Origin of the sequence: Pseudomonas sp. NBRC 111123, assembly GCF_001320205.1 — a bacterium.
GTDB classification, from domain to species: Bacteria; Pseudomonadota; Gammaproteobacteria; order Pseudomonadales; family Pseudomonadaceae; genus Aquipseudomonas; species Aquipseudomonas putida_J.
The window spans coordinates 1-26,145 of record NZ_BCAZ01000012.1 but is presented as its reverse complement, the minus strand read 5'-3'; the positions used below and the strand labels follow the sequence as shown (position 1 = coordinate 26,145).

Here is a 26,145-nt window from a genome sequence, read left to right as displayed (position 1 = left end):
GTACTGCACCTGTGGGAGCAGGCCCACCCACGAAGAAGTCGGCACAGATACCTGCAGAATATAGAAACCCACAAACCGGTAGGACTGTTCTTAACACTTTTTCACACAGGCCCTACAGGTGTTAACAGCCACCCGAGGAACGGTTGCCTTAGGATACGCAGGTCATCATCGGAAGATCCGTATGCCTATTACCCTCCCCCCGCGCCTGCGCCCCCTGGCGCTCGTGGCGCTGCTTGCTCTGTCCCTGGCCGGTTGCGACGATTCGGCTGAGCAGGAAGAAAAACAGCCCGTTCCCCAGGTCCGGGTCGAGACGCTGCAACTGCAGCCCCTGGCCATCAGTACCGAGCTGAGCGGGCGCATCCTGGCGCCGCGCACGGCAGAAGTGCGTGCGCGCGTCGCTGGCGTGGTGCTCAAACGGGTGTATCGGGAAGGCAGCGACGTCAAACAGGGCGATGTGCTGTTCCTCATCGACCCGGCGCCGTTCAAGGCCGACCACGACAGTGCCCGCGCGACCTTGGCCAAGGCCGAGGCCACGCTGTACCAGGCGCGCCTGCAAGAGCAACGCTACCGCCAGCTGGTGGACGACAAGGCCGTCAGCCGCCAGGAATACGACAACGCCCGCGCCGCCTTCCTGCAGGCCGACGCGGCCGTTGCCGAAGCCAAGGCCGCGCTGGAGCGCGCCCGCCTGAACCTTGGTTACGCCACCGTCACCGCGCCGATATCCGGGCGCATCGGCCGCGCCCTGGTCACCGAAGGTGCACTGGTCGGGCAGAACGAAACCACGCCGCTGGCGACCATCCAGCAGCTCGACCCGATTCACGCCGACGTGACCCAGTCGACCCGCGAGCTCAACGCCCTGCGCCGTGCGCTGCGCGCCGGTGAACTGCAGCAGGCCGGCGACGGCCAGGCCCGCGCCACCCTGATTCAGGACGATGGCAGCGCCTACCCGCTGCCGGGCAAGCTGCTGTTCTCCGACATCAGCGTCGACCCGAGCACCAACCAGATCACCCTGCGCAGCGAGTTCCCCAACCCGGACCTCGACCTGCTGCCGGGCAGCTACGTGCGCGTGCGCCTGGAGCAGGCCGTGCAACCCAAAGGCTTGAGTGTGCCGCAGCGGGCCATCCTGCGTGACAGCGCCGGGGTGCCGAAGGTGCTGGTGGTCGACGCTCAGGCGCGCGTCAGCGAACGCCAAGTGGTACTGGGCAGCGTCCAGGGTGACCGCTGGCTGGTCAGCGAGGGGCTGGCGCCCGGCGAACGGGTGGTGGTCGAAGGCCTGCAGCACGTCAAGGCGGGCGACCAGGTCCAGGTCGACCCCGCCGCCCAGCCCATCGTCCAGCACACCGGCCAGTGAGGGCCTGATCCATGCCGCAGTTCTTCATCGACCGCCCGATCTTCGCCTGGGTCGTCGCACTGTTCATCCTCCTCGCCGGCGCCCTGGCCATCCCCCAGCTGCCGGTGGCGCAGTACCCCAACGTGGCGCCGCCGCAGGTGGAGATCTACGCCGTGTACCCGGGCGCCTCGGCAGCGACCCTGGACGAAAGCGTGGTCAGCCTGATCGAGCAGGAGCTCAATGGCGCCGACAACCTGTTGTACTTCTCGTCGCAGAGCAGCCTGGGTAGCGCCACCATCACCGCCACCTTCGAGCCAGGCACCCACCCAGACCTGGCCCAGGTGGACGTGCAGAACCGCCTGAAGGTGGTCGAGTCGCGCCTGCCGCGCCAGGTGACCCAGCAAGGCCTGCAGGTAGAGAAGGTGTCCACCGGGTTCCTGCTGCTCGGCACCCTCACCGCCGAGGACGGCAGCCTCGATGAAACCGCGCTGTCCGACATCCTCGCGCGCAATGTGATGAACGAAATCCGCCGCCTCAAGGGGGTCGGCAAGGCGCAGCTGTATGGTTCCGAACGCGCCATGCGCATCTGGATCGACCCAAGCAAGCTGATCGGTTTCAACCTCACGCCCAACGATGTGGCCGAGGCCATCGCCGCACAGAACGCCCAGGTCGCCCCCGGCAGCATCGGCGACCTGCCCGCCCGCAGCACTCAGGAAATCACCGCCAACGTGGTGGTCAAGGGCCAACTGAGCACGCCCGAGGAATTCGCCGCCATCGTCCTGCGTGCCAACCCGGATGGCTCCAGTGTCACCGTCGGCGATGTCGCCCGGGTCGAGGTCGGCGCCCAGGAGTACCAATACGGCACGCGCCTGAACGGCAAGCCGGCCACCGCCTTCAGCGTGCAGCTGGCGCCAGGGGCCAACGCCATGGAAACCGCCACCCTGGTGCGGGCAAAGATGCAGGAGCTGTCGCGCTACTTCCCCGAAGGCGTCAAGTACGACATCCCCTACGACACCTCGCCGTTCGTCAAGGTCTCGATCCAGCAAGTCATCAGCACCCTGTTCGAGGCCATGTTGCTGGTGTTTGCGGTGATGTTCCTGTTCCTGCAGAACCTGCGCTACACGCTGATCCCGACCCTGGTGGTGCCTGTGGCGCTGATGGGCACCTTCGCTGTGATGCTGGCCATGGGCTTCTCGGTCAACGTGCTGACCCTGTTCGGCATGGTCCTGGCCATCGGCATCCTGGTCGACGACGCCATCGTGGTGGTGGAGAACGTCGAGCGGATCATGGCCGAGGAAGGCCTGCCGCCCAAGGAGGCCACGCGCAAGGCCATGGGCCAGATCAGCGGCGCCATCGTCGGCATAACCCTGGTGCTGGTGGCCGTGTTCCTGCCCATGGCCTTCATGAAAGGCTCGGTGGGGGTGATCTACCAGCAGTTTTCGCTGTCGATGGCGGTGTCGATCCTGTTCTCGGCCTTCCTCGCCCTGAGCCTGACCCCGGCGCTGTGCGCCACCTTGCTCAAGCCATTGGCCAAGGGTGAGCACCATGAGCGCAAGGGCTTCTTCGGCTGGTTCAACCGCCGCTTCGAAAGCATGAGCAACGGCTACCAGCGCTGGGTGCTGCAGGCGCTCAAGCGCAGCGGCCGCTACCTGCTGGTGTATGGCGTGCTGCTGGCGGTGCTGGGTTATGGCTTCAGCCAGCTGCCCACGGCGTTCCTGCCCACCGAAGACCAGGGCTACACCATCACCGATATCCAGCTGCCGCCGGGCGCCAGCCGCATGCGCACCGAGCAGGTGGCGGCGCAAATCGAGGCGCACAACGCCGAGGAGCCGGGGGTGGGCAACACCACGTTGATCCTTGGCTTCAGCTTCTCGGGCAGCGGCCAGAACGCCGCGCTGGCTTTCACCACGCTCAAGGACTGGTCCGAGCGCGGCGCCGATGACAGCGCGCAATCGATCGCCGACCGGGCCACCATGGCCTTCACCCAGCTCAAGGACGCCGTGGCCTATTCGGTGCTGCCACCACCAATCGACGGCCTGGGCGAATCGACCGGCTTCGAATTGCGCCTGCAGGACCGCGGTGGCATGGGCCATGAAGCGCTGATGGCCGCCCGCGACGAGCTGCTGGCCGGCGCACAGAAGAGCAAGGTGCTGGCCAACGTGCGTGAGTCTTCGCTGGCGGAGAGCCCGCAGGTGCAACTGGAAATCGACCGCCGCCAGGCCAATGCCCTGGGCGTGTCGTTCGCCGACATCGGCTCGGTGCTGGATGTTGCAGTGGGCTCCAGCTACGTCAACGACTTCCCCAACCAGGGCCGCATGCAGCGGGTGGTGGTGCAGGCCGAAGGCGACCAGCGCAGCCAGGTCGAGGACCTGCTGAAAATCCACGTGCGCAACAATAGCGGCAAGATGGTACCCCTGGGTGCCTTCGTCCAGGCCAAGTGGGTCAGCGGCCCGGTGCAACTGACCCGCTACAACGGCTACCCGGCAGTGTCGATTTCCGGCGAGCCGGCGGCCGGCCACAGCTCGGGCGAGGCCATGGCCGAAATCGAGCGCCTGGTCGCACAACTGCCGGCCGGTGCTGGCCTGGAATGGACCGGCCTGTCGCTGCAGGAGCGCCTGTCCGGCAGCCAGGCGCCGCTGCTGATGGCGTTGTCGTTGCTGGTGGTGTTCCTGTGCCTGGCAGCGCTGTACGAAAGCTGGTCGATCCCTACCGCGGTGCTGCTGGTGGTGCCGCTCGGCGTGCTCGGCGCGGTGCTGGCCGTAACCTTGCGCGGCATGCCCAACGATGTGTTCTTCAAGGTCGGCCTGATTACCCTGATCGGCCTGTCGGCGAAGAACGCCATCCTGATCATCGAATTCGCCAAACACCTGGTCGACCAGGGCGTGGACGCCGCTGACGCAGCACTTCAGGCCGCACGCTTGCGCCTGCGGCCGATCGTCATGACCTCGCTGGCGTTCATCCTCGGCGTGGTGCCACTGGCCATTGCCACCGGCGCCAGCTCCGCGAGCCAGCAGGCGATCGGTACCGGGGTGATCGGCGGCATGCTCAGTGCCACGCTGGCGGTGGTGTTCGTGCCGGTGTTCTTCGTGGTGGTGATGCGCCTGGCCGGGCGCGGCCGTACCAAGGCCGAACAGGCGCAAGCCGGCGAAGCCTGACTGGACAAGCCGGGCGTTGAATGAGAGGGTTCCGGGCATTGACTGCCCGGAACCCTTTTTCATGCCTGATGCCCTGCCCCCCTGCTCCGTTCTGATCCTCGCCGGTGGCCGCGGCCAGCGCATGGGCGGGCGTGACAAAGGCCTGATGCAATGGCGCGGCGAGCCCTTGGTTGCGCATATCCACCGCACCGTGCGGCCGCTCAGCGATGACCTGGTGATTTCCTGTAACCGCAACCAGCAGGCGTATGCCGCTTATGCCGACCAACTGGTAGGGGATGCCGAAGCGGACTATCCAGGGCCACTGGCCGGTGTGATTGCCGGGCTACAAGTGGCCAGGCATGAATGGGTGGTGCTGCTGGCGTGCGATGCGCCGTTGGTTGACCAAGGCCTGATCGATGCGCTCAGACAACGGGCTATCGACGGGAACAGTGCCGCGATGGTGCGCCAGGGTGGGTATTGGCAGCCGATGTTCAGTGTACTGCCACGCCGCGTGCTGCCGGTGCTGGAGCAGGCCTGGGCAGCGGGTGAGCGGAGTTTGCAGAAGGCCTTGCTGCGGGAGGCCGTGCAGGGGTTTGAGTGTGCCGGGGATGATCGCAGGTTGAGCAATTTCAATAGCCCGGAGTTGCTGCTCGACTAAATACGTGACGCGGTCGATGTAGGAGCGGCACCATGCAGTTAAAAGATCGCGCAGCGGCACCATGCAGTTAGCCATTGGTCAGTTCCTCGATACTGATCTCGCGCATCCTGAACTTCTGCACCTTGCCGGTCACCGTCATCGGGAATTCGTCGACAAAGCGGAAATACCTGGGCACCTTGAAGTGCGCGATCCGCGCCTTCGCCCACTCGCGCAGCTCGTCCGCGCTCGCGATGTGCCCCGGGTGCAGGCGTACCCAGGCGACGATCTCCTCGCCATACTTGCTGCACGGCACGCCAATCACCTGCACATCGGCCACCGCCGGGTGGGTGAAGAAGAACTCCTCCAGCTCCCGTGGGTAGATGTTCTCGCCGCCGCGAATGATCATGTCCTTGCTGCGCCCAACGATGCGCACGTAGCCCTGCTCGTCCATCACCGCCAGGTCGCCGGTGTGCATCCAGCCGTCACTGTCGATGCTCTCGGCGGTGGCCTTGGGGTTGTTCCAGTAGCCAAGCATCACGCTGTAGCCGCGGGTGCACAGCTCGCCGATCTCGCCATGCGGCACCGTATTGCCGTCGGCATCGATCACCTTGTTCTCCAGCCGAGGCTGTGTGCGCCCAACGCTGGTCACGCGGCGCTCCAGGTCGTCGTCGGGGCCCGTCTGCAGCGACACCGGGCTGGTTTCGGTCATGCCGTAGGCAATCTGCACCTCGGCCATGTGCATTTCGCCGATTACCCGACGCATCACTTCGATGGGGCAAGTGGCGCCGGCCATGATCCCGGTGCGCAGGCTCGACAGGTCGAAGTCGCCGCGCTGCGGGTGATCCAGCTCGGCGATGAACATGGTCGGTACGCCATACAGGGCGGTGGCCTTTTCCTCGGCCACGGCGCGCAGGGTCGCCAGCGGGTCGAAGGCGTCATTCGGGTAGATCAGCGTGCTGCCGTGGGTCATGCAACCGAGGTTGGCCATGACCATGCCGAAGCAGTGGTACAGCGGTACCGGTACGACCAGGCGGTCATGCTCGGTCAGGCCCAGGCTTTCGCCGACCATGTAGCCGTTGTTGAGGATGTTGCTGTGGCTGAGCGTGGCGCCCTTGGGGAAGCCAGTGGTACCGGAGGTGTACTGGATGTTGATCGGGTCGTCGCAGCGCAATTGCGCCTGGCGCTCGGCCAGGGCAGCAGGGCTGACGGACTGGGCGCGGGCTTGCAATTCATGCCAGGCGAGGAAGCCGGGCGGCGGTGACACCGCCAGGCTGACCACACCGCGCAGTTCGGGGAAGCGCTCGCAGCCCAAGGCACCGGGCTGACCGTTTAGCAGGCCCGGGACCAGGCCCAGCAGCATGGCGTGGTAATCGGAAGTCTTGAAGGCGTCGGCACAGATCACCCAGCGGCAGCCGGACTGGCCGAGCGCGTAGTCCAGCTCACTGGAACGGTAAGCCGGGTTGATGTTGACCAGGATCGCGCCGACCTTGGCGCTGGCAAACTGGGTGATGCACCATTCGGCGCAGTTGGGCGCCCAGATGCCCAAGCGGTCGCCGGGTTGTACGCCCAGGGCCATGAGTGCGCGGGCGTGCTGGTCGACGGCGTCGGCCAGCTGCTGCCAGGTGTAGCGCAGGGCCTGGTGGCGGACCACCAGCGCATCGCGCTCGGGGAAGCGGGCGACGGTGGTGTCGAAGGCATCGCCGATGCATTGGCTGAGCAGGGCCTTGGTCTGGTTGCCCTGGGAGTAGCTTGGCTGAGACATCGGCATTCTCTTGTTGTTCTTGTGTTGATAGAACCGGCCTCTTCGCGGGTAAAACCGCTCCCACAAGATCACCACAGTATTCGAAAACAGCGCCGTAACTGTGGGAGCGGGTTTACCCGCGAAGGGCCCTGCACTGAACTACCTTACGAACACCTGCGGCGTGGTGGTGGACATGTCCCCCCCCGGCAACTTGATGTTCTTCACCTTCTCCAGCGTCTGAGGGTCGAACACCGCCAAGTCGTTGAAGGTACCGCCCAGGTACAACTTGTCGCCCTTCTTGTCGAAGGTCACGCAGTAATAGGTGTGCTCCAGATTAGCCGCCTTGATCAGCTTGCGCTGCTTGATGTCGTACTTGGCCAGGCGGTTGAGCACACCGTAGATCTGGTTCGGATCTTTCGGTGAACGCAGGCCGGTGAAGTACAGCTCGGTCAGGTCGGCGAACTCCTGGGTGTGGGTCTTGCCGGTCTTGAGGTCGACACTCAGGTAGCCATACAGCAGCTCGGCCTCGTTCGGGTCCTGCTTGGCGTCCTTGAACTTGGCGATGGTGTAGAGCATCGAGAACTCGTGGCGCGGGCTCTGGTGCGGCCAGAAGTACAGCACATCCGGGGCGCTGTAGCCCTTGCGGTTCCAGTTGCGCAGCGGCAGCGCCACCGTGTACTTGCCGGTCTTGACGTCCATCTTGTAGATGTCCGGCCCGGCGACGAACAGGCTGCCGTCGTCGGCGGCGCGCATCAGGTAGACCTGGCGCGGCATCGGGAAGGTACGCACCGGCTTGGCCTCCAGGCCATCTGCGGTGCTGTACACCTCCAGGCGCGGTGGTTTGACCACATAGTGGTCGTTCAGGTGCTGGGTCGGGTTGACCGTGGCGTACACCTCTTTGCCATCGGGGCTCAGGGCGAACGAGTACATCGACTTGCCGACTTCGCCCGGCACGCTGGAGAGGTTGGCGTGGAAAGTGGTCTTGCAGGTGTCCAGGTCGATGCCGTAGATGTCGGCATAGTGGTTGTTCAGCACGTAGGCGGTGCGGTTGTCCGGCGCCATCATCGCGGTGCCGGGGCCGAACTTGTCGGGCATCTGGCAGCTTTTGTACAGCGTGTCGCTGGCCACGTCGATGACGTGCAGGTTGTTCGGGTAGTTGGTGGTGATCAGGTATTCCTGGCCAGCCTTGAGGGCCGGCCCGGCATCGTCGGCCTGTACCGCCCAGGCGCAGGCCGTGGCGGCGATGGTCAGCGCAAGTTGCGCGCAGCGTCCAGCTTTCATGCGGTTTCCCCTTGTCATTCTTGTTGGGCCGGTCACTTGTCTTTCGGGAACACGGTGCCGAGGTTGCGCCAGTCTTCCTGGGAGTTGTTCGCCTGGGCGTTCCAGTCCTGGTAGGTGCTCATCATGTCCGGCACCTGGGCCGGCCACCAGCAAGGGTCGGAACAACCATAAAGGTCGGCTTCCATCGGCTGGCACAGCGAGCTGACGCCACCAAAGGCGTCCACTTCCCAACCCGGGTCGGTGGTGGCGGTGCAACCAGCCACCGCGCTCATGGCCATGACTTCTTCGACGCGGTCTTCGGCGGCGGCCTGCTCGAGGATGCGCGCCTTGTTGTTCAGGGGCTTCAAGTGCTTCATGTCAGTGCGCCTTCCGCGGGGTGATGTAGTGGTCGATGAAGGCCGGGTTGGCGGCCATGATGCGGCTGTAGACTTCGATGCCGAAATCGACCCAGTCGCGCATCAGCTCGCAGTAGTGGTAGGTCGGGTGCTGCGGGTCGCCGTAGCGGGCGTAGCTCTCGTGGTAGCAGCCGCCGGAGCACAGGTTACGGATGCGGCAGCTTTCGCAGCCGGTGTTGCTGCGGTCCAGGCGCTGGGACAGGAAGTCGTTGAGCTGAGCCTGCTTCACCCCCTGGTGCACGTTGCCGAAGGTTGGCAGGCTAGAGCCGGTGAAGCGGTGGCACAGGTTCAGCTCGCCCTCGTGGTCCACGGCCAGCATCTTCAGCCCGGCACCGCACGGCAGGGCCTTCTTGTGGCCTTCGTGGATGTCGGTGATCAGCTGGTGCAGGTTGGAGAAGCCGATATTGCGGTGCTCCAGCGCCGCCTCCAGGTACTTGCGGCCAAGTGCCTTCATGTTGGTGAACACCTGCACCAGCTCTTCGCTGGTGAGGTTGAAGTCGGCCATGTCGCCGGAAGTGACCGGGGCAAAGCCGACTTCGGCGAAGCCCATTTCGTTGAACAGGTGGTTCCAGATGGTTTCGACGTCGGTGATGCCACGGGTCAGCGTGACCCGCGCCCCCACCGGGCGGCTGGTGTAGCGCGACAGCAGCAGGTCGGCCTTGCGCCGCACCACGTCATAGGTGCCCTGCCCGCCCACGGTGATACGGTTGCGGTCGTGCACGGTCTTCGGGCCGTCGATGCTGATCGACAAACCGAAGCGGTGGGCGTTGAGCCAGTCGATGATCTCTTCGGTGAGCAGGGTCGCGTTGGTGGTCATGATGAACTCCACCTGCTTGCCGGCTTCGGCGAAGCGCCGCTCGCAGTAGGCGACCATGTGCTCGATCAGCGGCCGATTGGACAGCGGCTCGCCACCGAAGAACACCACGCTGTAGCGTTGCTCGTTGGGCGACTCCTTGAGCAGCATCTCCACCGAGGCTTCGGCGGTGGCGGTGCTCATCTTCTTGCCGGCGGAGGGTTTGTCCAGGTCTTCCTTGTAGCAGTAGGTGCAGCTGAGGTTGCAACCGGTGTTGACGTTGAGCACCACGGTGTTCAGCGCTGTGCGCTCGACCTGCTTGAGGGAGATTTCCGGGGTCAGCGGCGAGCCGTCGCTGACCAGTTCCAGCGCGATCAGCTCGCGCAGGGTGTCCTGGATATCATCGCCGGCAAACTGCTGGCCAAGGCGCTGCATCAGCTCCTCGGCCGAGCAGCCTTGCTGGCGCAAAGTATCGATGATGCTGCCTGTCACCGCATCGGTGGCAAACAGCGAACTGCTGGGGATATGGAACAGCATGCGGTCGGCATCGACCTGCACTTCGTGCAGGTTGCGCTCGACCAGGTTCAGTAGTACGCCCATGGCGACCTCCCGATAATCGATCCGTTGGAAAAACCGTTACGCCCTGCCGTTATGGCAGCGGCGGGTTGTTCCAGCGCTGAACGGTGACGATCATGTGCCCTTCGCCAGTCTGGCCACCGTCGGCCAGCGTGGCGATGACTTTCAGGTTGCCGGCGTTGTTGGTCATCATCTTGCGCTCAGGGTTGGGGCCGGCACCGCCGGGTACGAACACGCCATCGGCCTGCATCTGCCCGGCGAACTTGACGTCCTCGTCTTCACCAGCACGCTCGTTGAAGGGTTCCACCGCCCAGGTAGCCGGCAGATAGCCGATACGCAGTGGCTGGCCGCTGGCGTCCTTGCCCCAGGCTTCGGCTTCGAAACGGCCCTGGACCTTGGGTACCGAAGCGCCGTTCTCGCCGATACGGGCAATGGAGAACGCCGGCACCACCTTCACTTCCTCGACCTTGTCGTAGACCGCCAGGTTGACGCCCTTGAGCGCACCGACCGTGACCTCGCGCTGGCCAGGCTTGGCATCTGCCACAGCGCGGGCTTTCACGCGCACCAGGGTCGGGGTCTGCTCCAGTACCTCGGTCACCTCCACGCCAGCCCCTAGTTCAGGCTTGCCGGCCAGGCCGGTTCCGACCAGGGTGATCTCGCTTTCGCCCCCGGCCTTGATGAACTCAGGCTGAACCGCCAGCAAGCGCGCCTTGCCTTCTTTGGCTGCGGTGAAGTCCAGGCCACGCTCGTCGTGATCGGCTTCGAACATGCGGCCTTTCATTTCGCCATCCAGCGCAGCGAACACCTGGCGCAGGTTGCTGTCGCCGACCTGTACGTTGCCGCGCCACTCATAGCCGTTGTAGAGAATGGCCGTGCCAGTGCCGTTGAACGGGGTACCGTCGGCGTAGCTGCCTTTGACCTCGACCTTGAAGGTATCGCCCTGCTCGGCACTGACCGTCATCACCCCGCGCACATCCCCCTTGGCCAGCATGTGGCCGCTGAACGCCCACTGCCCCGGCAGCGCGTCGGCGGTCGGCTTGGCCTGCTGCCACTCGGCCCAGGCCGGGCTTTCCAGCGGGAAGCGCTTGGCCAGGTTCGGGACCACTTGCTTGAGGGCGATTTCCAGCCAGTCGCGGTCACGCGCCTGGGCCTGGTATTCGAGGGATGGCCATTGGCCGAGGTGGAAGTTGATCAGGTGTTCCCACTCCTGCGCCGGGCGGCGCTGCAAGGCGACACGGGCACCGGAGTGGCAACGGCCACAGGTTTCGCTGAGCTGGGTGTCGAAGTGCTCGACAGTGTTGAGCCGGCGCTCCATGGCGTAGCGCACGCCATCGGTCTCGCTTGGCGCCAGGCCCTGCTTGTCGGCCAGGTACTTGACCAGGGTACGTCGGTCATCGTCGCTGATTTGCAGGCCATGCATGACTTGCATGCGGGCGATGCTCATCAGCCAGCCTTCCGGGGTCTTGCGCTGGTGGCTGATGCGGCTGTAGGTATCGTTGCCCTCGGGGATATGGCACCCCATGCACTTGTTCTGCAACAGGCTCGGGCCCTGCTCGGCCGCCATGGCCTGGGTGCCCAGCAATGCGGCGGCGACCAGCGCCAGTTTGCCCGCCTGCCGCCGGAGTCGAGTCGTCTTCAAGGTCAGACCTCCACGGTTGTTGTTCTTATCGTTTTCACACGCTTTGGTACAGCAGGTGTGCTTGTGACGGTTGTGATACAGAAACTGTGCCAAGTGCTGCAAAGGCGTTGTATTTCAGGCTTTTAGCTGGCCTGAATGGGCAGCCTGATGCGTTGCCGGGCTAGCCGGAGCGTGCCATTTCGCGACAGCGTGTTTCATCCTGAGACAGGGCCTGCTGCGCAGGCCATCGCAGGCAAGCCCGCTCCCACAGGAAAAGCGCATGGCCACGGCTCAACACAGTGCCTGTGGGCGCGGGCTTGCCCGCGTAGAGGCCGGCACAGCCACTGTTTCATCACCGTCTCACACTGTCTCAATGTGCAACAGCGCACGCCTGCAATCTCAACCTTGCAACGTGGCAAAACCCATGTAGTTCAGCGCCTTGCGGCCATCGACCGACCTTGGCACGGCCATTGCGCCTGTACCGGCCACATCCAATGACAAGAGGCACAGCCCCATGCTTTCCGAACTGCCCATCCTGCCCGCCACCCGCGCCTTCCTCGAACGCACCCTGAAGATGCGCATCGGCGCCGACTGGCAGGACGCCGCCAGCGGTCGCACGCTGTCCTTCCGCAACCCGGCCACGGGTGAAGTCCTCGGTGAAGTGCCCGCCGCCGAGCAGCAAGACGTCGACCGCGCCGTACGCGCCGCCCGCCAGGCCTTCGATGACTCGCCGTGGAGCCGCGTGCGCCCGCGCGAGCGGCAGAACCTGCTGTGGCGCCTGGCCGACCTGATGGAGCGCGACGCCCAGCAGCTGGCCGAGCTGGAATGCTTGAACAATGGCAAGAGCGCTGCGGTAGCCAAGGTCATGGACGTGCAGCTGGCCATCGACTTCCTGCGCTACATGGCCGGCTGGGCCACCAAGATCGAGGGTAGCACCGTCGAAGCGTCCATGCCGTTGATGCCCAACGACCAGTTCCATGGCTTCGTGCGCCGCGAGGCCGTCGGGGTGGTCGGTGCCATCGTCGCCTGGAACTTCCCGCTGCTGCTGGCCTGCTGGAAGCTCGGCCCGGCCCTGGCCACAGGCTGCACCGTGGTGCTCAAACCGGCCGACGAAACCCCGCTGACGGCGCTCAAGCTGGCTGAGCTGGTAGACGAGGCAGGCTACCCGGCCGGGGTGTTCAACGTGATCACCGGCACCGGCCTGAACGCCGGCGCAGCGCTGAGCCGCCACCCGGGCGTGGACAAGCTGACCTTCACCGGCTCCACCGAAGTGGGCAAGCTGATCGGCAAGGCGGCCATGGACAACATGACCCGCGTCACCCTGGAGCTCGGCGGCAAGTCGCCGACCATCGTCATGCCCGACGCCAACCTGCAGGAAGCCGCCGCCGGCGCCGCCACGGCGATCTTCTTCAACCAGGGCCAGGTGTGCTGCGCAGGCTCGCGCCTGTATGTGCACCGCAAGCACTTCGACAACGTGGTAGCCGACATCGCCGGCATTGCCAACGGCATGAAGCTCGGCAGCGGCCTGGACCCAGCGGTACAGATGGGGCCGCTGATCTCGGCCAAGCAGCAGGACCGGGTCACCGGCTACATCGAGCTCGGCCGTGAACTGGGGGCGACCATCGCCTGTGGCGGTGAAGGGTTCGGCCCGGGTTACTTCGTCAAACCGACCGTGATCGTCGACGTCGACCAGCGCCATCGCCTGGTACAGGAAGAGATCTTCGGGCCGGTTCTGGTCGCGATGCCGTTCGACGACATCGACGAAGTGATCGGCATGGCCAACGACAACCCTTATGGCCTGGGCGCGAGCATCTGGTCCAACGACCTGGCGGCAGTGCACCGGATGATTCCGCGGATCAAGTCGGGGTCGGTGTGGGTCAACTGCCACAGCGCGCTGGACCCGGCGCTGCCGTTTGGTGGCTACAAGATGTCCGGTGTCGGCCGTGAGATGGGTGCTGCAGCCATCGAGCACTACACCGAGCTCAAATCGGTGCTGATCAAGCTCTGATTTAAAGTCTGGGGCTGCGAAGCGGCCCCAAGATCTCAGATGTAACCCTGCTCGCCGAGCCACCGCCGCAGCATCATCTGTTGTTCCCTGGATTTTCCATTTAAGACTTCATCAAGCAATTCACCTGCCAGCAAACTGCACACCACCGGCGCCAGCTCGATCCCCTGCACATGCCAAACCCCCAATGGCTGATCCGCCGTCACCACCACCTCGGCCTCGTCCACGAATCCATCGCGCAATACAGGCCGCCGCGCCACCCCCACCGCCGCCCAGTCCGCCGCCAGGTGCAACGGCTGCGCATCCGGCCATACCTGACGGCGCCTCCAGAATGGCTGCCCGGCACGTTCAAGCTCCTGCCCGTAAAAATCCCGCCCGATACGGGCGAAACGCAGGAACAGCTGCTCGATCCGCTGCTGATGGAACTGCCTCGCCAAGCCCGCGCGCTCTGGCCGGCGCAGTAAGGTATTGATCACCACTGGCGCCTGCAGCGCAGACGACAGCGACTGGAAAATCCCGTTCCCCGACAATGGGTCCACCGCCATCGCCGCATCGCCCACCCGCAACCAGTCGTCCCCGACACAGTCGCCAGCGAGAATGGCCGTGCTGCTGCGCGCATGCACCTGTGCAGGCTCCAGCGCATGCCCATCGAACAGCTCGGCCACCAGCGCCGACGCACGACGGCGTGCGGCGCAAAATTCAGGCAGCGCCGCCTTGCCCGGTAGCCCCTCGGCGTCCAGGGTCACCTGCCAATAGCAGCGCCCGTCGGCCAAGCGGGCCATCCAGGCCCAGCCATCGTCCAGGCTTTCCACCGCCGACGCCGGCGTGCCAGGTGCTGATTGCCAGAGGTTGAGCAGGCTCACCGTTTCCGGCCCGCGCAAACGGTCCGCCGCCAACGGTGCCTGTCGGCCACGTGCCTCGACCAGGAAGTCGCCCTGAAGCAGCTGCCCATCATCCAGCCGCACCTGATAGCCCTCGGCGCGCACAACGTCACGCACACGCCCTTGTACCAGTGTCACACCTGCACGCAGCAAGTCATTACGCAACGCACGATCAAAGCGCTGGCGGTCAAGCAGGTATTCCTGATTGAGTTGCAGGTGCTGGCCACTCCAGCGCACCTGCCGTGTCGCTGGCACCGCCGCCTCGGCCAGGGCGCCGCCCAGCCCGGCATGGCGCAGCCCTTCCAGTACCCGCTGCGAAACCCCTTCCACGGCGGCAAAACGCCGCCAGTCGGAGACCACCGTCACCGGGTAACCCAGCCGGCGCAGGCCCAGCGCGGTAGCGGCGCCGGCAGGCCCGGCGCCCAACACCAGAATGCGCGCTTCAGGCATCTGCCGCACCTCGACGCTCTGGCCCGCTGAACGTGGCATGCGCCTGCAGCCAGGCATGCACCTGCTGGCGGTCCATGCCAGGCTGACGCTGCAACAGCGCCGCAATCCGCCCAGTGACAGCGGCACAACCCAGGCTTGCCCCCGCCATGCCGCGCTCGCCCACGTAACCACCGAAATCGGCCTGGGCAGTACCCAGCCAAGACCACTGCCCCGGCGTGCAACGGGCATCACCGGTAATACGGATGACGCCCGGGTAGCAGGCCGGATACACCGCATTACCCTGCGCCGGGCTGGACGCACAAAGCAGCACCCCGGCTGCCTGCACCTCGGCGCACGCCTGGCGCAGCACCGGCCGATCCTGCTGCAGGCCAAGGCTGAGGTTGATCAACGAAACGCCCTGCTCCGCCAACCAGAACAACCCGGCGGCAACCTGCAAGGCGCTGGTACTGCCTTGCTCGGTAAACACCTGGGCCAGCAACAGCGGCAGCTCGCCGGCTTCAGCTTGCAGCCTGGTGACCACGGCGCTGCCATGACCAAGCCGGTCTGGTTGCAATTCGCCCTCGCACAGCACGCCCTCTTCCAGCCAGAAGCGTCGCGCCATGACCAATGCCTGCGAGGGCGCACAACCACTGTCGATCACACCGACCCTGAACTCAGCGGCCATGCTTGATCGCCTCCTGGGGCAATACGCGCAATTGCCCACCTTGCAGATGCAGATGCAGGTCGGCATCGGCCAGCGTCGAGGCGCGGTGGCTGATCAAGATGCGCGTGCGCCCGGCGAACAGTTGGTCGATGGCGGCAATCACTTCGCGTTCGGTGGCTTCGTCCACCGCCGAGGTGGCTTCGTCGAGCACCAGGATCGAAGGGGCCTGGAGCACCGCCCGAGCGATGGCGATACGTTGCTTCTGCCCACCGGAGAGCTGCTGGCCACGCTCACCGAGCAACCCGTCCAGCCTCAGCGGCAGGCTCTCGACCAGGCTGTCTAGGTGGGCCAGTTGCACCACCCGTTCCAGCTCCCCACGGCTGGCCTGCGGGGCGCCGTAGGCCAGGTTCTGCGCCAGGGTGCCGCGGAACAGCACGATGTCCTGGCTGACCACGGCGATGCGCTGGCGCACGGCGGCCAGATCGAGTTCGCGCAGGTCGGCGCCGTCGAGCAGGATGCGCCCGGCATCCGGGTCATAGAAACGCTGCAGCAGGTCGATCAGGGTCGATTTGCCGACACCGGAGGCACCGCTGATGGCGACTTTCAGGCCTGCGGCGATGCAGGCATCGACCTGGGCCAGCACCGCACCCTGGCGCCCGTCATGGGCAAAGCACACGCCTTCCAGGCGCAGCTCGCCCGGCCCGTGGGGCATGGGCCTGGGCGTTTCTGCTTCGCGCACTGCCACGGCCTCCTGCTTCAGCTCCATTACCCGGCCCAGGCTCACCGCCATGCGCTGCACCGCCACGTACAGGCCCAACAGGCTCTGCACCGGGCCGACCGCCATGCCCATGTAGGTGGAAAACGCAATCAGTGCGCCGAGCTGCCAGGTGCCCTGGATCACCCACCAGCCACCGACCAGGAACGCGCAGGCGCGGCACCAGGAGGTCAAGGTGCCAGGGATCGCCTGGGTGAAGAACTCGGTGACCTGCACCTTGAGCAGCTGGCGCATGTAGCCCTGCCCCAACTGGTCCAGGCGCCCGGCCTCGCGATTTTGCTGGCCGACAGCCTGAATGAACTTCATCGCCGGCAATGTCTCGACCAGAAACGACGACACGTCCGCCGAGCGCTCGCGCAGGTTGCGCACCTCGCGCTCAACCTTGCGCCGCATCCAGCGCAGCCACAGCACTTCGATCGGGATCAACAGCGCCAGCAGCAACGACAGTTGCCAGGACAGCATCAACATCAGCGCCACCGCGCCCACCAGGCCAATCACCGCCGATACCGCCGAGAACAGCGAATCCACGGCAAAACGCTGGATCTCGGCAACATCACCGTCGAGCCGCGAGAGAATGTCACCGGTACGCCGGCGCCCGTAGAAGGTCGGCGACAGCTGCTGCAAGTGGCGGTACAGGTCATCGCGCAGGGCGAACAGAATACGCCCCGACAAACGTGTGTGCAGGTAGCGGTTGACGCCCGCCAGCACCGTGCCCAGCAGGCCGGCGCCAATCATGATCGCGGCCATGTGCCAGAGGGTCTGGTAGTCCTTGGCCAAGAGGCCTTCGTCGATCAGCGTCTTGACCAGCCAGGGTTGTACCAAGGCCAGCAGCGATGCGCCGAAGGACAAGCCCAACAGCACGCCGATAGCCCGTCGATGGGGGCGGACGAAACCGTACAGCCAAGCCAGGGCCTGGCGCATGAGGAGCGGGTTGCTGGACTCCACCAGCCTGGCGAACAGGTTACCCATGTCAGCCACGCAACGGTTTGAGCTTGCGGTACAGCGTCGCCCGGCTGATACCCAGGGCTTCGGCAGCCGCCGAGACATTGCCTTGGTGCCGCGCCAGGGCGGCACGGATCAGCTCCAGCTCGTTATCCTTCAGGCTACCGGATGGCGCCGCGCCACTGGCCAGTTCGTCCAGCAGGCAGTCGGTCAGGTGCTCGAGGGTCAGCACCTGCTCGCCGTCCTCGCGCATGGCCAGGGCGGTACGCACGACCATTTCCAGCTGGCGGATGTTGCCCGGCCAGTTGAAACCTTCGAGCAATGCTGCCAGGGCTGGGTCAAGGGTCACACCGCTGGCGCCGGCCTTGTCCAGCAAGCCCTCGATAATGCACACCAGGTCATCGCGTTCGCGCAAGGCCGGCAGGCGCAGGGATACGCCATTGACCCGGTAGTACAAGTCTTCGCGAAAGTGCTGTTCCTGCACCAGGCGCTTGAGGTCGCGGTGGGTGGCGCAAATCAGTGCCACGTCGATATCCTGCTCGTCGCCCGCGCCCAGCGGCGCGACCCGGCGCTCCTGCAGCACGCGCAGCAGCCGCGCCTGCAGGGCCAGCGGCATGTCACCGATTTCGTCGAGGAACAGCGTGCCGCCATGGGCCTGCATCAGCCGCCCGACCATGCCGCCACGGCGTGAGCCGGTGAAGGCGCCTTCGCGATAGCCGAACAGTTCGGATTCGATCAGGCCTTCGGGAATGGCGGCGCAGTTGACCGCAACAAACGGCTTGTCCGCCCGCGGGCTGGCCTGGTGCAGGGCACGCGCCACCACTTCCTTGCCGGTGCCGGTCTCGCCCATTAGCAACACTGGCAGGCCGTTGCCCAGGCCTTGGCGGGCCATGCGCAGGTTACGCGCCAGCCGTGCATCACCGCCGGCGAGGGCATCCAGCGCAGGCGATTGGTTGGCCGGCGCCGGTTTGGCAGGCGCCGCGCTGCCGTTGAGCGGGCTGTGACGCGGCAGCTGCAACGCACGGAAGAAAAATTCGCCCTTGGCCGTTTGCACATTGCTCACCCCGCCCTGCCACAGGCGGGCGATGAAGGCCGGTGAACGTTCGCCCAGCAGGTCGCTGCTGCGCCGCCCGATCAAGCCCTGGCGCGGCACCTGCAGCAATTGGCAGGCATTGTCGTTGGCGGCCAGCACCTCGCCGTCCAGGCTCAGCGCCAGCAAGCCGTGCCAGGCGCTGTTGAGGTATTGCGGGCGGCTGTGGAAGGCCAGCACCAGCTGTTGGGGGTGGCACAGGCCGAACATCCTGCTCTCGATATTGCCAGCCGCCATCATCAGCATGCTCAGGCTGTCCTGTGGCTGGGCCATGACCCCTTCGCGGGTGATATCGAGTACGCCGATCACTTCGCCATGCGGATCGCGCAACGGGACAGAGGTGCAGGAGAACGGGCTGAGCCGGTCCAGGTAATGCTCGCCGCAGTTGATCAGTGTCGGCCGGCCTTCCACCACCGCGGTGCCGATGGCATTGGTGCCACGCAGCGATTCGCTCCAGCAGCTGCCAGGGTGCAGGTCGCGCAGGCCTTCGCGTTCCAGCACGTGGGTCTGGCCTTCGATGGCCAGCACGTTGGCCTGGGCATCGCCGAGGATGATGATGCCGCCCTTGCCCTGGCGCGAGACCAGGTAGTCCAGTTCAGGGGTGACGGCGTCCACCAACAGCCGGTTGCGTTCCAGCAGCGCGCGCAGGTCGTGGCCTTGCTGCAGCCCCAGGCCGACCTGTTCGCCTTGCAGGCAGTCCAGGCCATGACCAAGGCTGCGGCGCCAGGAAGCATCGATTTCATCGCGCAGCATGCCCAGCGGCAGCTCGCCTTCGCTGGCCAGGCGCAGGCGAGCCTGGCGGGATTCGTGCAGCGGGTCTTGGGCGTTTGTTATGGGGAATTGTCGCGCCATGTTTGCTCCAGCTGTGGCCCCCGTGTCAGGGCAACGGGCTTGGTTTTTTTCGCAGTGTGCGGGAGATTTTTGTGGGCGTCGAGGTGCATGCCTTGAGGGGGGGTGCCTGTGAGATCGAGCGCCGCCCACGCGGCGCATCGCGGATAAATCCGCTCCCACATCTGTTGCAACGTGGCCATGCCTGGCACGCCATGGTTGTCGGCCGGTTTGCACGGCTCAAGTCATGCGCCAGGGCGGGCAACCATGGCGTAACAGGTTCGGCACGTTGCAACAGATGTAGGAGCGGATTTATCCGCGATGCGCCGCGCGGGCGGCGCTCGATCTCCCAGGCGGCATCTCTCTCAAGGCATGTACTCCCCAACCCCACCGCTAACCCCAATGCTGGGGAACACCGCCCACCAGAAAACCTGCAAAGACCATCAGCCCCACACCTGAAGCCCAAGCCACACAAGGCCTGCAGCCCAATGTGAAAATCTTGGCATGGCTGTTGCCATAGTCCTCCCAGACGCCCCAAGTCCATGGGCCCGTTAGCAGGAGGAACTGACTCATGCTCCGACCGATACCCAACCCGCTGGCAGTGGCGATCGTCGCCGGCCTGTTCCAGCTCCCGGCGCAGGCAGCGCTGTATGCCGTCGACACTGGGCCCTATACACCTGAAAACGGCCACTACGCCGCCTGGTACCAAGACACCCACGGCCGCACCCTCGACCTGTGCCTGTCCAAGGCAGTGAGCTCGCGGGTTGCCGGCGCCCCCGGTGCACCGTCGTACATGTGCACCCTGCTGCCTGCCCCAGGCATCTTCGACGACACCAAGCCTTTGGTCTTCCCGGCCAACTGGCCGGATGAAGCCTTCTGGTTCACCGCCGACGCGGCCATCACCGACGCCGCCCGCGGGGTCACCCTGAGCTACGGCAGCGCCATCGAAGCGGCATTCGGCGGCGGTGACCCGGCAGAAAACGACCAGATCAGTTTCGCCCGCGTGCGGATCCGGGTCGATGTTCCCGCCGCCGGCACCTACGTGGTCACCCACCCCTATGGCGTCGAAGTGTTCGATGTACCCGCCGCCGGGCGCCGCGCGATCAACATGACCCGCGACATCGGTATCGGCTCTGCCGGCACCTTTACTGGCGCATTGAAGGGCGATGTCGGGCCGTTCCTGCGCAGCGTCAACGGCCCTTACACCGAAGGCAGCGAGAAATTCATCGGCGACCCCAACCTCAACGAACGTGTCACCGGCAGCCCGTTCAACACCAACTTCGTACGCATCGAAGGCCCTGGCGGCATCGACTTGCGCACCGACCTGTTCGCCATTTCCGGCAAGCTCTCCGAAGTGGTCCGGCCAACCCCGTTGATCCCGCTGCGCAGCACGTATTCGCGGCACACCGAAAACGGTGACCTGCGCGCCCAGCAGGACGTGTTCGTGCTAGCCCCACCACCGCCTGGCAGCGCCACCCTGACCAGCCAGACGCCCAACCTGCCACTGACCGAAGCCAACGGCACCGGCACCTGGTATGCCCAGTCGGCACTCAACCCGGCGCTGCCGACCAGCATGCTGATCAGCGCTGACAACAGCGTGGCGATCCCCACCAGCAGCGTGACCACCGCCGACCTGCCGCTCACCGACCTGGTGACCATCACCAAGGCCGAATACAGCCTGGCCAACGCCACCCTGACATTGATCGCCACCAGTAGCGACGAAACCAGCCCGCCGGCAATGACTGCCCGCACCGGCAACGGCACCTTCATCGGCAACTTCATTGGCAACGGCGCGCAGAAAAGCCTGACCGCCAACTTGTCGCCCATTCCGCCGGCCAAGGTGCAGGTCACCAGCGCCAACGGCGGCACCGACATCGAAGACGTGGTGCTGGTGCCATGAACAGACAAAGGCTTGGCCTTCAAGGAGGCAGCATGAACACTTGGCAACGCCGTGCGCTGTTGGCCGCCGGTTTCTCCCTCACTATCAGCAGTGCGGCCTGGGCTGCGCTGTCCGATGTCGACCCTGGGCCCTACACCTTCGCCACCGGCGGCTACCCACTGTGGTACAAGGACAGCGACGGTCTGTCACTGGAACTGTGCCGCTCACGCGCCGTCAGTACCCTGGTAGCCGGCGCACCGGGGGCACCGGCCTACATGTGCACGCTGCTGCCGGAACCGGGCATCTTCGACGATACCCTGCCGCTGGTGTTCCCCGACAACTGGCCGCCGGAGATGTTCTGGTTCCTGGCAGAAACCAGTATTCCGGCCGTGGGCAACAGCGGTTATGAGCTCGACGCCTATGTCGCCGGCGTGGAGGCGGCCTTTGCCGCTGAAAACCCGGTCGATGGTGACCAGCAGAGCTTTGCGCGCATCCGTATCCGCGTCTCGGTCCCCCGTGCCGGTACCTACACCATCACCCACCCCTACGGCGTGGAGACGGTCAACGTCACCACCCCCGGGCGCCGGGCGATCAACATTACCCGTGACGTCGGTATCGGTGCGCCAGGCAACTTCACCGGGGCGCTCAACGGTGCCATTGGCCCGTTCATCCAGGGCTTGGGTGCACCCTATACTGCAGTGAACCCGGACACCGGCACCACTGACACCTTCATCGGCGACCCCAACCGGCCGGAAGCGATCAAGGGCAGCCCGTTCGGCACCAACTTCATTCGCATCGACGGCCCGCCCGGGCGCATCGAGACCAACCTGTTCACCGTTTCCGGCAAGGTGCTCGACCAGCGTCCGCAGTTGCCGGCGACGCTTGAGCGGGCCACTTACTCGCGCAATGGCAGCGGTACCCGGGTGGAAGTGTTTGCCAAGGCTCCGACAGGCGCCAGCGTCTGCTTCCGTAATGGCCTGGCACTGGTCGGCACGCCGCCATCGGCGTGCCAGTTCAGCATGCTCACCGACAACAGCGGGCTGTTCTTCAGCCAGCAACTGAGCCAGGTGGCGCCACCGCCAGTCGTGGTGGTGACAGCCAGCAGCAGCGATATCAATACCCAGCCGACCGCCATTTCCAGCAAGTTGTCCGACGTGGTCAACGTCAGCACCGCGCGTTACGAGTGGAGCAACAAGCGGCTGACCATCGAAGCGCGCTCCAGCGATGAAGTGGTGATCCCGGACATGGTCGCCCAGGGCTACGGTCGCCTGTCCAAGTCCGGCACCCTGCAGACACTCACCATCAATGATGTGAGCCAGCCACCTGCGACCGTCACCCTCAAGTCGAGCCATGGCGGCATGGATGTGGAGCCGGTGGTCGTGGTCGGCACCGCGCCGGTCGAGGCTGGCAACCAGCCACCGGTCGCCCAGGCCGATGTCGGCAGCACCAGCGTCGGCGTGCCGTTGACGATGAACCTGCTGCTCAACGACAGTGACCCGGACGGCAACCTGCCACTGAGCATCACCGACGTAACCCAACCGGCTACCGGCCAGGGCAGCGTGGTACTCAACGGCAGCACTGCGGTGACCTACACCCCGCCGCCCGGCGCCACGCAACCCGTGGTGGCTAGCTTTACCTACCGGGCGATGGACGCCAAGGGGCTGAAATCGCAGCCAGCCACCGTGACCGTCAACGTCGCGCCCAACCAGGCACCAACCGCCAACGCGGACACTGCGACCACCCTGGCCGCCCCGCTGACCATCAACGTGCTGGCCAACGACACCGATCCGGAAGGCAACGTGCCGCTGACCGTGGTCAACCTCACCCAGCCGGCAGCCGGCCGCGGCACGGTGACCAGCGACGGCACCACCGTCAGCTACACCCCACCGGCCACCGTCACCACGGCCTTCACCACCACCTTCACCTACCAGGCGCGTGACTCCCTGGGCGCGGTATCCGCACCGGCCACCGTCACGGTCAACGTGCAGCCACGACCGGCAGCCGGCGAGACTTTCGCCGTCACCGCCGCCACCGTCCTGGCCCGCTCGAACAACCGTTACAACTGGGATGTCAGCGGCACCTCGTCGGTGACCACCGGCAACACCATCACCGTGCGGGTCACCACCACCACCGGCGTGCAGACCCTCGGCACCACAACGGTACCGGTGACTGGCCGTTGGCGCCTGACGGTGAGCAACAGCACCACGGTCGTCCCGACGGCCGCACCGACCGCCACCGTGACCAGCAGCCAAGGCAGTACCCGTACCGTCAACGTAACTGTGCAGTAAGGCCTGGAGACCGCCATGAAGCGCCTGTATCCACTGCTGCTGAGCCTGGCCCTGGCGGGCCAGGCCGGGGCCGATGACCTGATGGACAACGCCGACCTAGCGCCCGGCAGCGACCTCGGTGAACCGGTGATCATCCGCCTGCTGCCGGCCGGTGCCGGTCAGGCGGCGGTGATCGAGCAGCAAGGTAACGGCAACCGCGCCGCCCTCGACCAGAACGGCCAGGCCTTGCTGGGCCGCATCGTCCAGGCCGGGGGTGCGCAGGAGGCGTACATCCTGCAGGAAGGAAGTGACCTGATGGCCAGCATCAGCCAACAGGGATATGGCAACAGCGCTGCGATCCGCCAGAGCGGCACCAGCAACAGCGCCAGCATCGAGCAGATCGGCAACAACAACAGCGCAACTATCGAGCAGGCAGGCGCAGGCCTGAGCAGCTCAGTGACCCAAGCCGGCAATGGCCAGCGTGTTCAGATCACCCAATACCGATAGACCTGGAGGCACCACCATGTTCAAGCTCGCTCCCCTAAGCGCCGCTATCGTCCTGGCCTTGGCCGGCCAGGTCATGGCTGACGACAGTACCTCGAACCAGTCGCAGACCGGTAACCAGAACATCGCCGAGGTACAGCAGACGGTTGCGCCGTTCGCTGCGGCCACCCAGACCCAGACCGGCAAGGGCCACAACCACCTGGCGGTGCAGGAAAACAGCACCAGCACCATCACCCAGAGCGCCAGTGGCTCGTACAACGCAGGCTACGGCGAGCAGCTGTTCGAAAATGGCAGCCAGATCACCCAGCAGGCATCCGGTTCCTATAACGATGCCTTCGCCAGCCAGTCGGTGGGCGAGAGCAACCAGTCGCTGCAGAACCAGCAAGGCAGCGAAAACCGCTCGACGGTGTGGCAGGACACCCAGACCAACAGCCAGGCCACCACCACCCAGAGCGGCCAGCGCAACGAAGCCTTCGTCGAGCAACTGTTCGGCGGCAGTAACAACCGCGCCAACATCACCCAGGATGGCCAGGACAACTACGCCGCCTCCGAACACATACTGCAAAACGACGGCTACGTGCAGATCTACCAGCAAGGCAAGCAGAACTTCGCCTACGGTGACCAGCGCGACGGCATCGGCGGCACGCTGACCATTGACCAGTACGGCACCGGCCACTCGGTGGAAGTCTGGCAGGACACCCAGACCGACGCACGCGCCACCGTCAACCAGACCGGCCAGACCAACGAAGGCTACATCGACCAGAGCTTCGGCAAGGACAACGTCGCCAACCTGTATCAGACAGGTCAGTCCAACGCCAGCTGGTCGGATCAGTTCGAAACCAACAACTCGAACACCACCGTCTCGCAAAGTGGCAAGAACAACAGCAACTTCAGTTACCAGACCGGCGATAACCAGAGCCTGACCATCAACAGCAAGGGCACCGGTAACAAGGTCCTGGCCAGCAACTGGAAAGGCGACAAGCTGGGTGGCCAGTTCGGCAAGAACCAGACCGCCAACATCAACCAGAACGGCACCAACAACAGCGCCAACCTGACCCAGAACGGCGAGTACCAACTGGCCACGCTGAACCAGAAAGGTACCGGCAACACCATGCAGACCAAGCAGGCCGACAGCTACAACGAGCTGTACTTCGAGCAGAACGGGAGCGACAACAGCCTCATCGCCGACCAGCGCGGCACCGACAACTACGCCTACGGCTCGTCCACCGGCAGTGGTAACAGCATCAACCTGGACCAGTCCGGCTACGCCAACCAGAGCTACACCACCCAGCTGTACGGCAGTGGCAACAGCGCGACGATCAAGCAGGCTGACAGCGCCAACGTCGCCTACGTGACCCAGGGCGGCAACAACAACGCAGCCATCGTCAACCAAAGCGGCGCCTACCAGAGCGCCACCATCAGCCAGATGGGCAACGGCAACACGGCTACCGCTACCCAACGCTAATCGGCTCCCCCCTTGAACCGCGGCGTCTCCTCTCCCTGGCGTCGCGGTTCCTTTTTATCTCCCTGCTTTGCACATGAGTGATGACGCGGTCCTTGTAGGAGCGGCCTTGTGTCGCGAAAGGGCTGCAAAGCAGCCCCGGCGATATCTGCGGCGAAGCTGAGATCCTGGGGGCGCTCTCCCCCCTGCGCGACACAAGGCCGCTCCTACAAGGACCGCGTTGGGCTTACAATGCCTGGAACTCACCCACGCCGCAGCCCCATGATCCAGTCCGACCTCGACCTGTTCGGCCCCCAGCCGCAACGCCTGGCCAACCACACCGTGCTGCTGCCCGGCTTCGCCCTGGCCGGCATCGAGCCACTGCTCGACGCCCTGCGCCCGGTGCTGCGCGCAGCGCCATTCAGGCACATGCAGACACCGGGTGGCCTGAACATGGCGGTGGCGTTGACCAACTGCGGTTCGCTGGGTTGGGTCAGTGATGCCAAGGGCTATCGCTACAGCGCCACCGACCCAGTCAGCGGCCAACCCTGGCCAGCCCTGCCCCAGGTCCTGCTCGAGCTGGCGGGCCGCGCAGCGGCGACGGCCGGTTTCGAGGGTTTCGTGCCCGATGCCTGCCTGGTCAACCATTACCTGCCCGGCACCCGCCTGAGCCTGCACCAGGACCGCGACGAGCAGGACTTCAGCCAGCCGATCGTGTCGGTTTCACTGGGGTTGCCAGCGGTGTTCCTGCTGGGCGGGTTGCAGCGGTCGGACCGGACTCAGCGGGTTCCGTTGAGCCATGGGGATGTGCTGGTGTGGGGTGGTGAAGACAGGCTGCGCTTTCATGGGGTGTTGCCGATCAAGCCGGGTGTGCATCCACGCATGGGCGAGCGGCGGATCAACCTGACCTTGCGCAAGGCCGGGTGATTCAAGGG

General features: G+C 65.3%; 18 protein-coding genes. 9 read left to right on the top strand and 9 right to left on the bottom strand.

What is annotated here, in order from left to right:
- Positions 1 to 181: 181 nt before the first annotated feature.
- The 3 genes from APH27_RS08770 to mobA all read left to right on the top strand — a co-directional run bounded on the left by APH27_RS08770 (position 182) and on the right by mobA (position 5,122).
- Entirely contained in the window at positions 182 to 1,351 is a 1,170-nt protein-coding gene (locus APH27_RS08770) for an efflux RND transporter periplasmic adaptor subunit (protein WP_060484578.1), read from the top strand.
- 11 nt (positions 1,352 to 1,362) lie between these two features.
- The gene (locus APH27_RS08765; RefSeq protein WP_060484577.1) at positions 1,363 to 4,485 is read left to right on the top strand and encodes an efflux RND transporter permease subunit; all 3,123 of its coding nucleotides are present in this window, start codon (positions 1,363 to 1,365) and stop codon (positions 4,483 to 4,485) included.
- Between the two features lie 61 nt (positions 4,486 to 4,546).
- A complete protein-coding gene (gene mobA, locus APH27_RS08760) occupies positions 4,547 to 5,122 on the top strand; it encodes a molybdenum cofactor guanylyltransferase MobA (protein WP_027916684.1) in 576 nt (191 codons plus the stop codon).
- A gap of 67 nt (positions 5,123 to 5,189) precedes the next feature.
- On the opposite strand, the gene APH27_RS08755 is transcribed toward mobA, so the two are convergent.
- From APH27_RS08755 to peaA, 5 genes are all read right to left on the bottom strand, one after another.
- Positions 5,190 to 6,863 (bottom strand): fatty acid CoA ligase family protein, encoded by a 1,674-nt coding sequence (locus APH27_RS08755; RefSeq protein ID WP_060484576.1) that lies wholly within the window; start codon positions 6,861 to 6,863, stop codon positions 5,190 to 5,192.
- Between the two features lie 138 nt (positions 6,864 to 7,001).
- Positions 7,002 to 8,123: a quinohemoprotein amine dehydrogenase subunit beta gene (gene peaD, locus APH27_RS08750; protein ID WP_027916686.1), complete on the bottom strand. Its 1,122-nt coding sequence runs from the start codon at positions 8,121 to 8,123 to the stop codon at positions 7,002 to 7,004.
- Positions 8,124 to 8,155: 32 nt separating this feature from the next.
- Complete coding sequence (qhpC, locus tag APH27_RS08745) at positions 8,156 to 8,479, bottom strand: quinohemoprotein amine dehydrogenase subunit gamma (protein ID WP_027916687.1); 324 nt, start codon at positions 8,477 to 8,479, stop codon at positions 8,156 to 8,158.
- Between the two features lies 1 nt (position 8,480).
- A complete protein-coding gene (gene peaB / locus APH27_RS08740; protein ID WP_060484575.1) occupies positions 8,481 to 9,911 on the bottom strand; it encodes a quinohemoprotein amine dehydrogenase maturation protein in 1,431 nt (476 codons plus the stop codon).
- 49 nt (positions 9,912 to 9,960) lie between these two features.
- Positions 9,961 to 11,526, bottom strand: coding sequence for a quinohemoprotein amine dehydrogenase subunit alpha (peaA, locus tag APH27_RS08735; protein WP_060484615.1), 1,566 nt, complete (start codon positions 11,524 to 11,526; stop codon positions 9,961 to 9,963).
- 493 nt (positions 11,527 to 12,019) lie between these two features.
- Here peaA and APH27_RS08730 point away from each other — a divergent pair, with 493 nt between their 5' ends.
- Positions 12,020 to 13,513, top strand: coding sequence for an aldehyde dehydrogenase (locus APH27_RS08730; protein WP_060484574.1), 1,494 nt, complete (start codon positions 12,020 to 12,022; stop codon positions 13,511 to 13,513).
- Positions 13,514 to 13,548: 35 nt separating this feature from the next.
- On the opposite strand, the gene APH27_RS08725 is transcribed toward APH27_RS08730, so the two are convergent.
- From APH27_RS08725 to APH27_RS08710, 4 genes are read right to left on the bottom strand one after another with little or no spacing between them, the layout of a single operon-like run.
- Entirely contained in the window at positions 13,549 to 14,841 is a 1,293-nt protein-coding gene (locus tag APH27_RS08725) for an NAD(P)/FAD-dependent oxidoreductase (protein ID WP_060484573.1), read from the bottom strand.
- Positions 14,834 to 15,505: a S8 family serine peptidase gene (locus APH27_RS08720; protein WP_060484572.1), complete on the bottom strand. Its 672-nt coding sequence runs from the start codon at positions 15,503 to 15,505 to the stop codon at positions 14,834 to 14,836. The genes APH27_RS08725 and APH27_RS08720 overlap by 8 nt, the downstream gene beginning before the upstream one ends.
- A complete protein-coding gene (locus tag APH27_RS08715) occupies positions 15,495 to 17,228 on the bottom strand; it encodes an ABC transporter ATP-binding protein (protein WP_060484571.1) in 1,734 nt (577 codons plus the stop codon). The genes APH27_RS08720 and APH27_RS08715 overlap by 11 nt, the downstream gene beginning before the upstream one ends.
- 1 nt (position 17,229) lies before the next feature.
- On the bottom strand, positions 17,230 to 19,143 hold the full coding sequence (locus APH27_RS08710; protein WP_060484570.1) for a sigma-54-dependent Fis family transcriptional regulator: 1,914 nt from the start codon (positions 19,141 to 19,143) through the stop codon (positions 17,230 to 17,232).
- 547 nt (positions 19,144 to 19,690) lie between these two features.
- On the opposite strand from APH27_RS08710, the gene APH27_RS08705 reads away from it, so the two are divergent.
- From APH27_RS08705 to alkB, 5 genes are all read left to right on the top strand, one after another.
- Positions 19,691 to 21,019: a hypothetical protein gene (locus tag APH27_RS08705; RefSeq protein WP_060484569.1), complete on the top strand. Its 1,329-nt coding sequence runs from the start codon at positions 19,691 to 19,693 to the stop codon at positions 21,017 to 21,019.
- 32 nt (positions 21,020 to 21,051) lie between these two features.
- Positions 21,052 to 23,286, top strand: coding sequence for an Ig-like domain-containing protein (locus APH27_RS08700; RefSeq protein WP_060484568.1), 2,235 nt, complete (start codon positions 21,052 to 21,054; stop codon positions 23,284 to 23,286).
- A gap of 15 nt (positions 23,287 to 23,301) precedes the next feature.
- Complete coding sequence (locus APH27_RS08695) at positions 23,302 to 23,772, top strand: curlin (RefSeq protein WP_027916697.1); 471 nt, start codon at positions 23,302 to 23,304, stop codon at positions 23,770 to 23,772.
- A 16-nt stretch (positions 23,773 to 23,788) separates the two neighbouring features.
- Positions 23,789 to 25,234: a curlin gene (locus APH27_RS08690; protein ID WP_027916698.1), complete on the top strand. Its 1,446-nt coding sequence runs from the start codon at positions 23,789 to 23,791 to the stop codon at positions 25,232 to 25,234.
- 258 nt (positions 25,235 to 25,492) lie between these two features.
- Positions 25,493 to 26,137 carry a DNA oxidative demethylase AlkB gene (gene alkB / locus APH27_RS08685; RefSeq protein WP_060484567.1) on the top strand — a complete coding sequence of 215 codons (645 nt, stop codon included), beginning with the start codon at positions 25,493 to 25,495 and terminating at the stop codon, positions 26,135 to 26,137.
- Positions 26,138 to 26,145 lie beyond the last annotated feature (8 nt).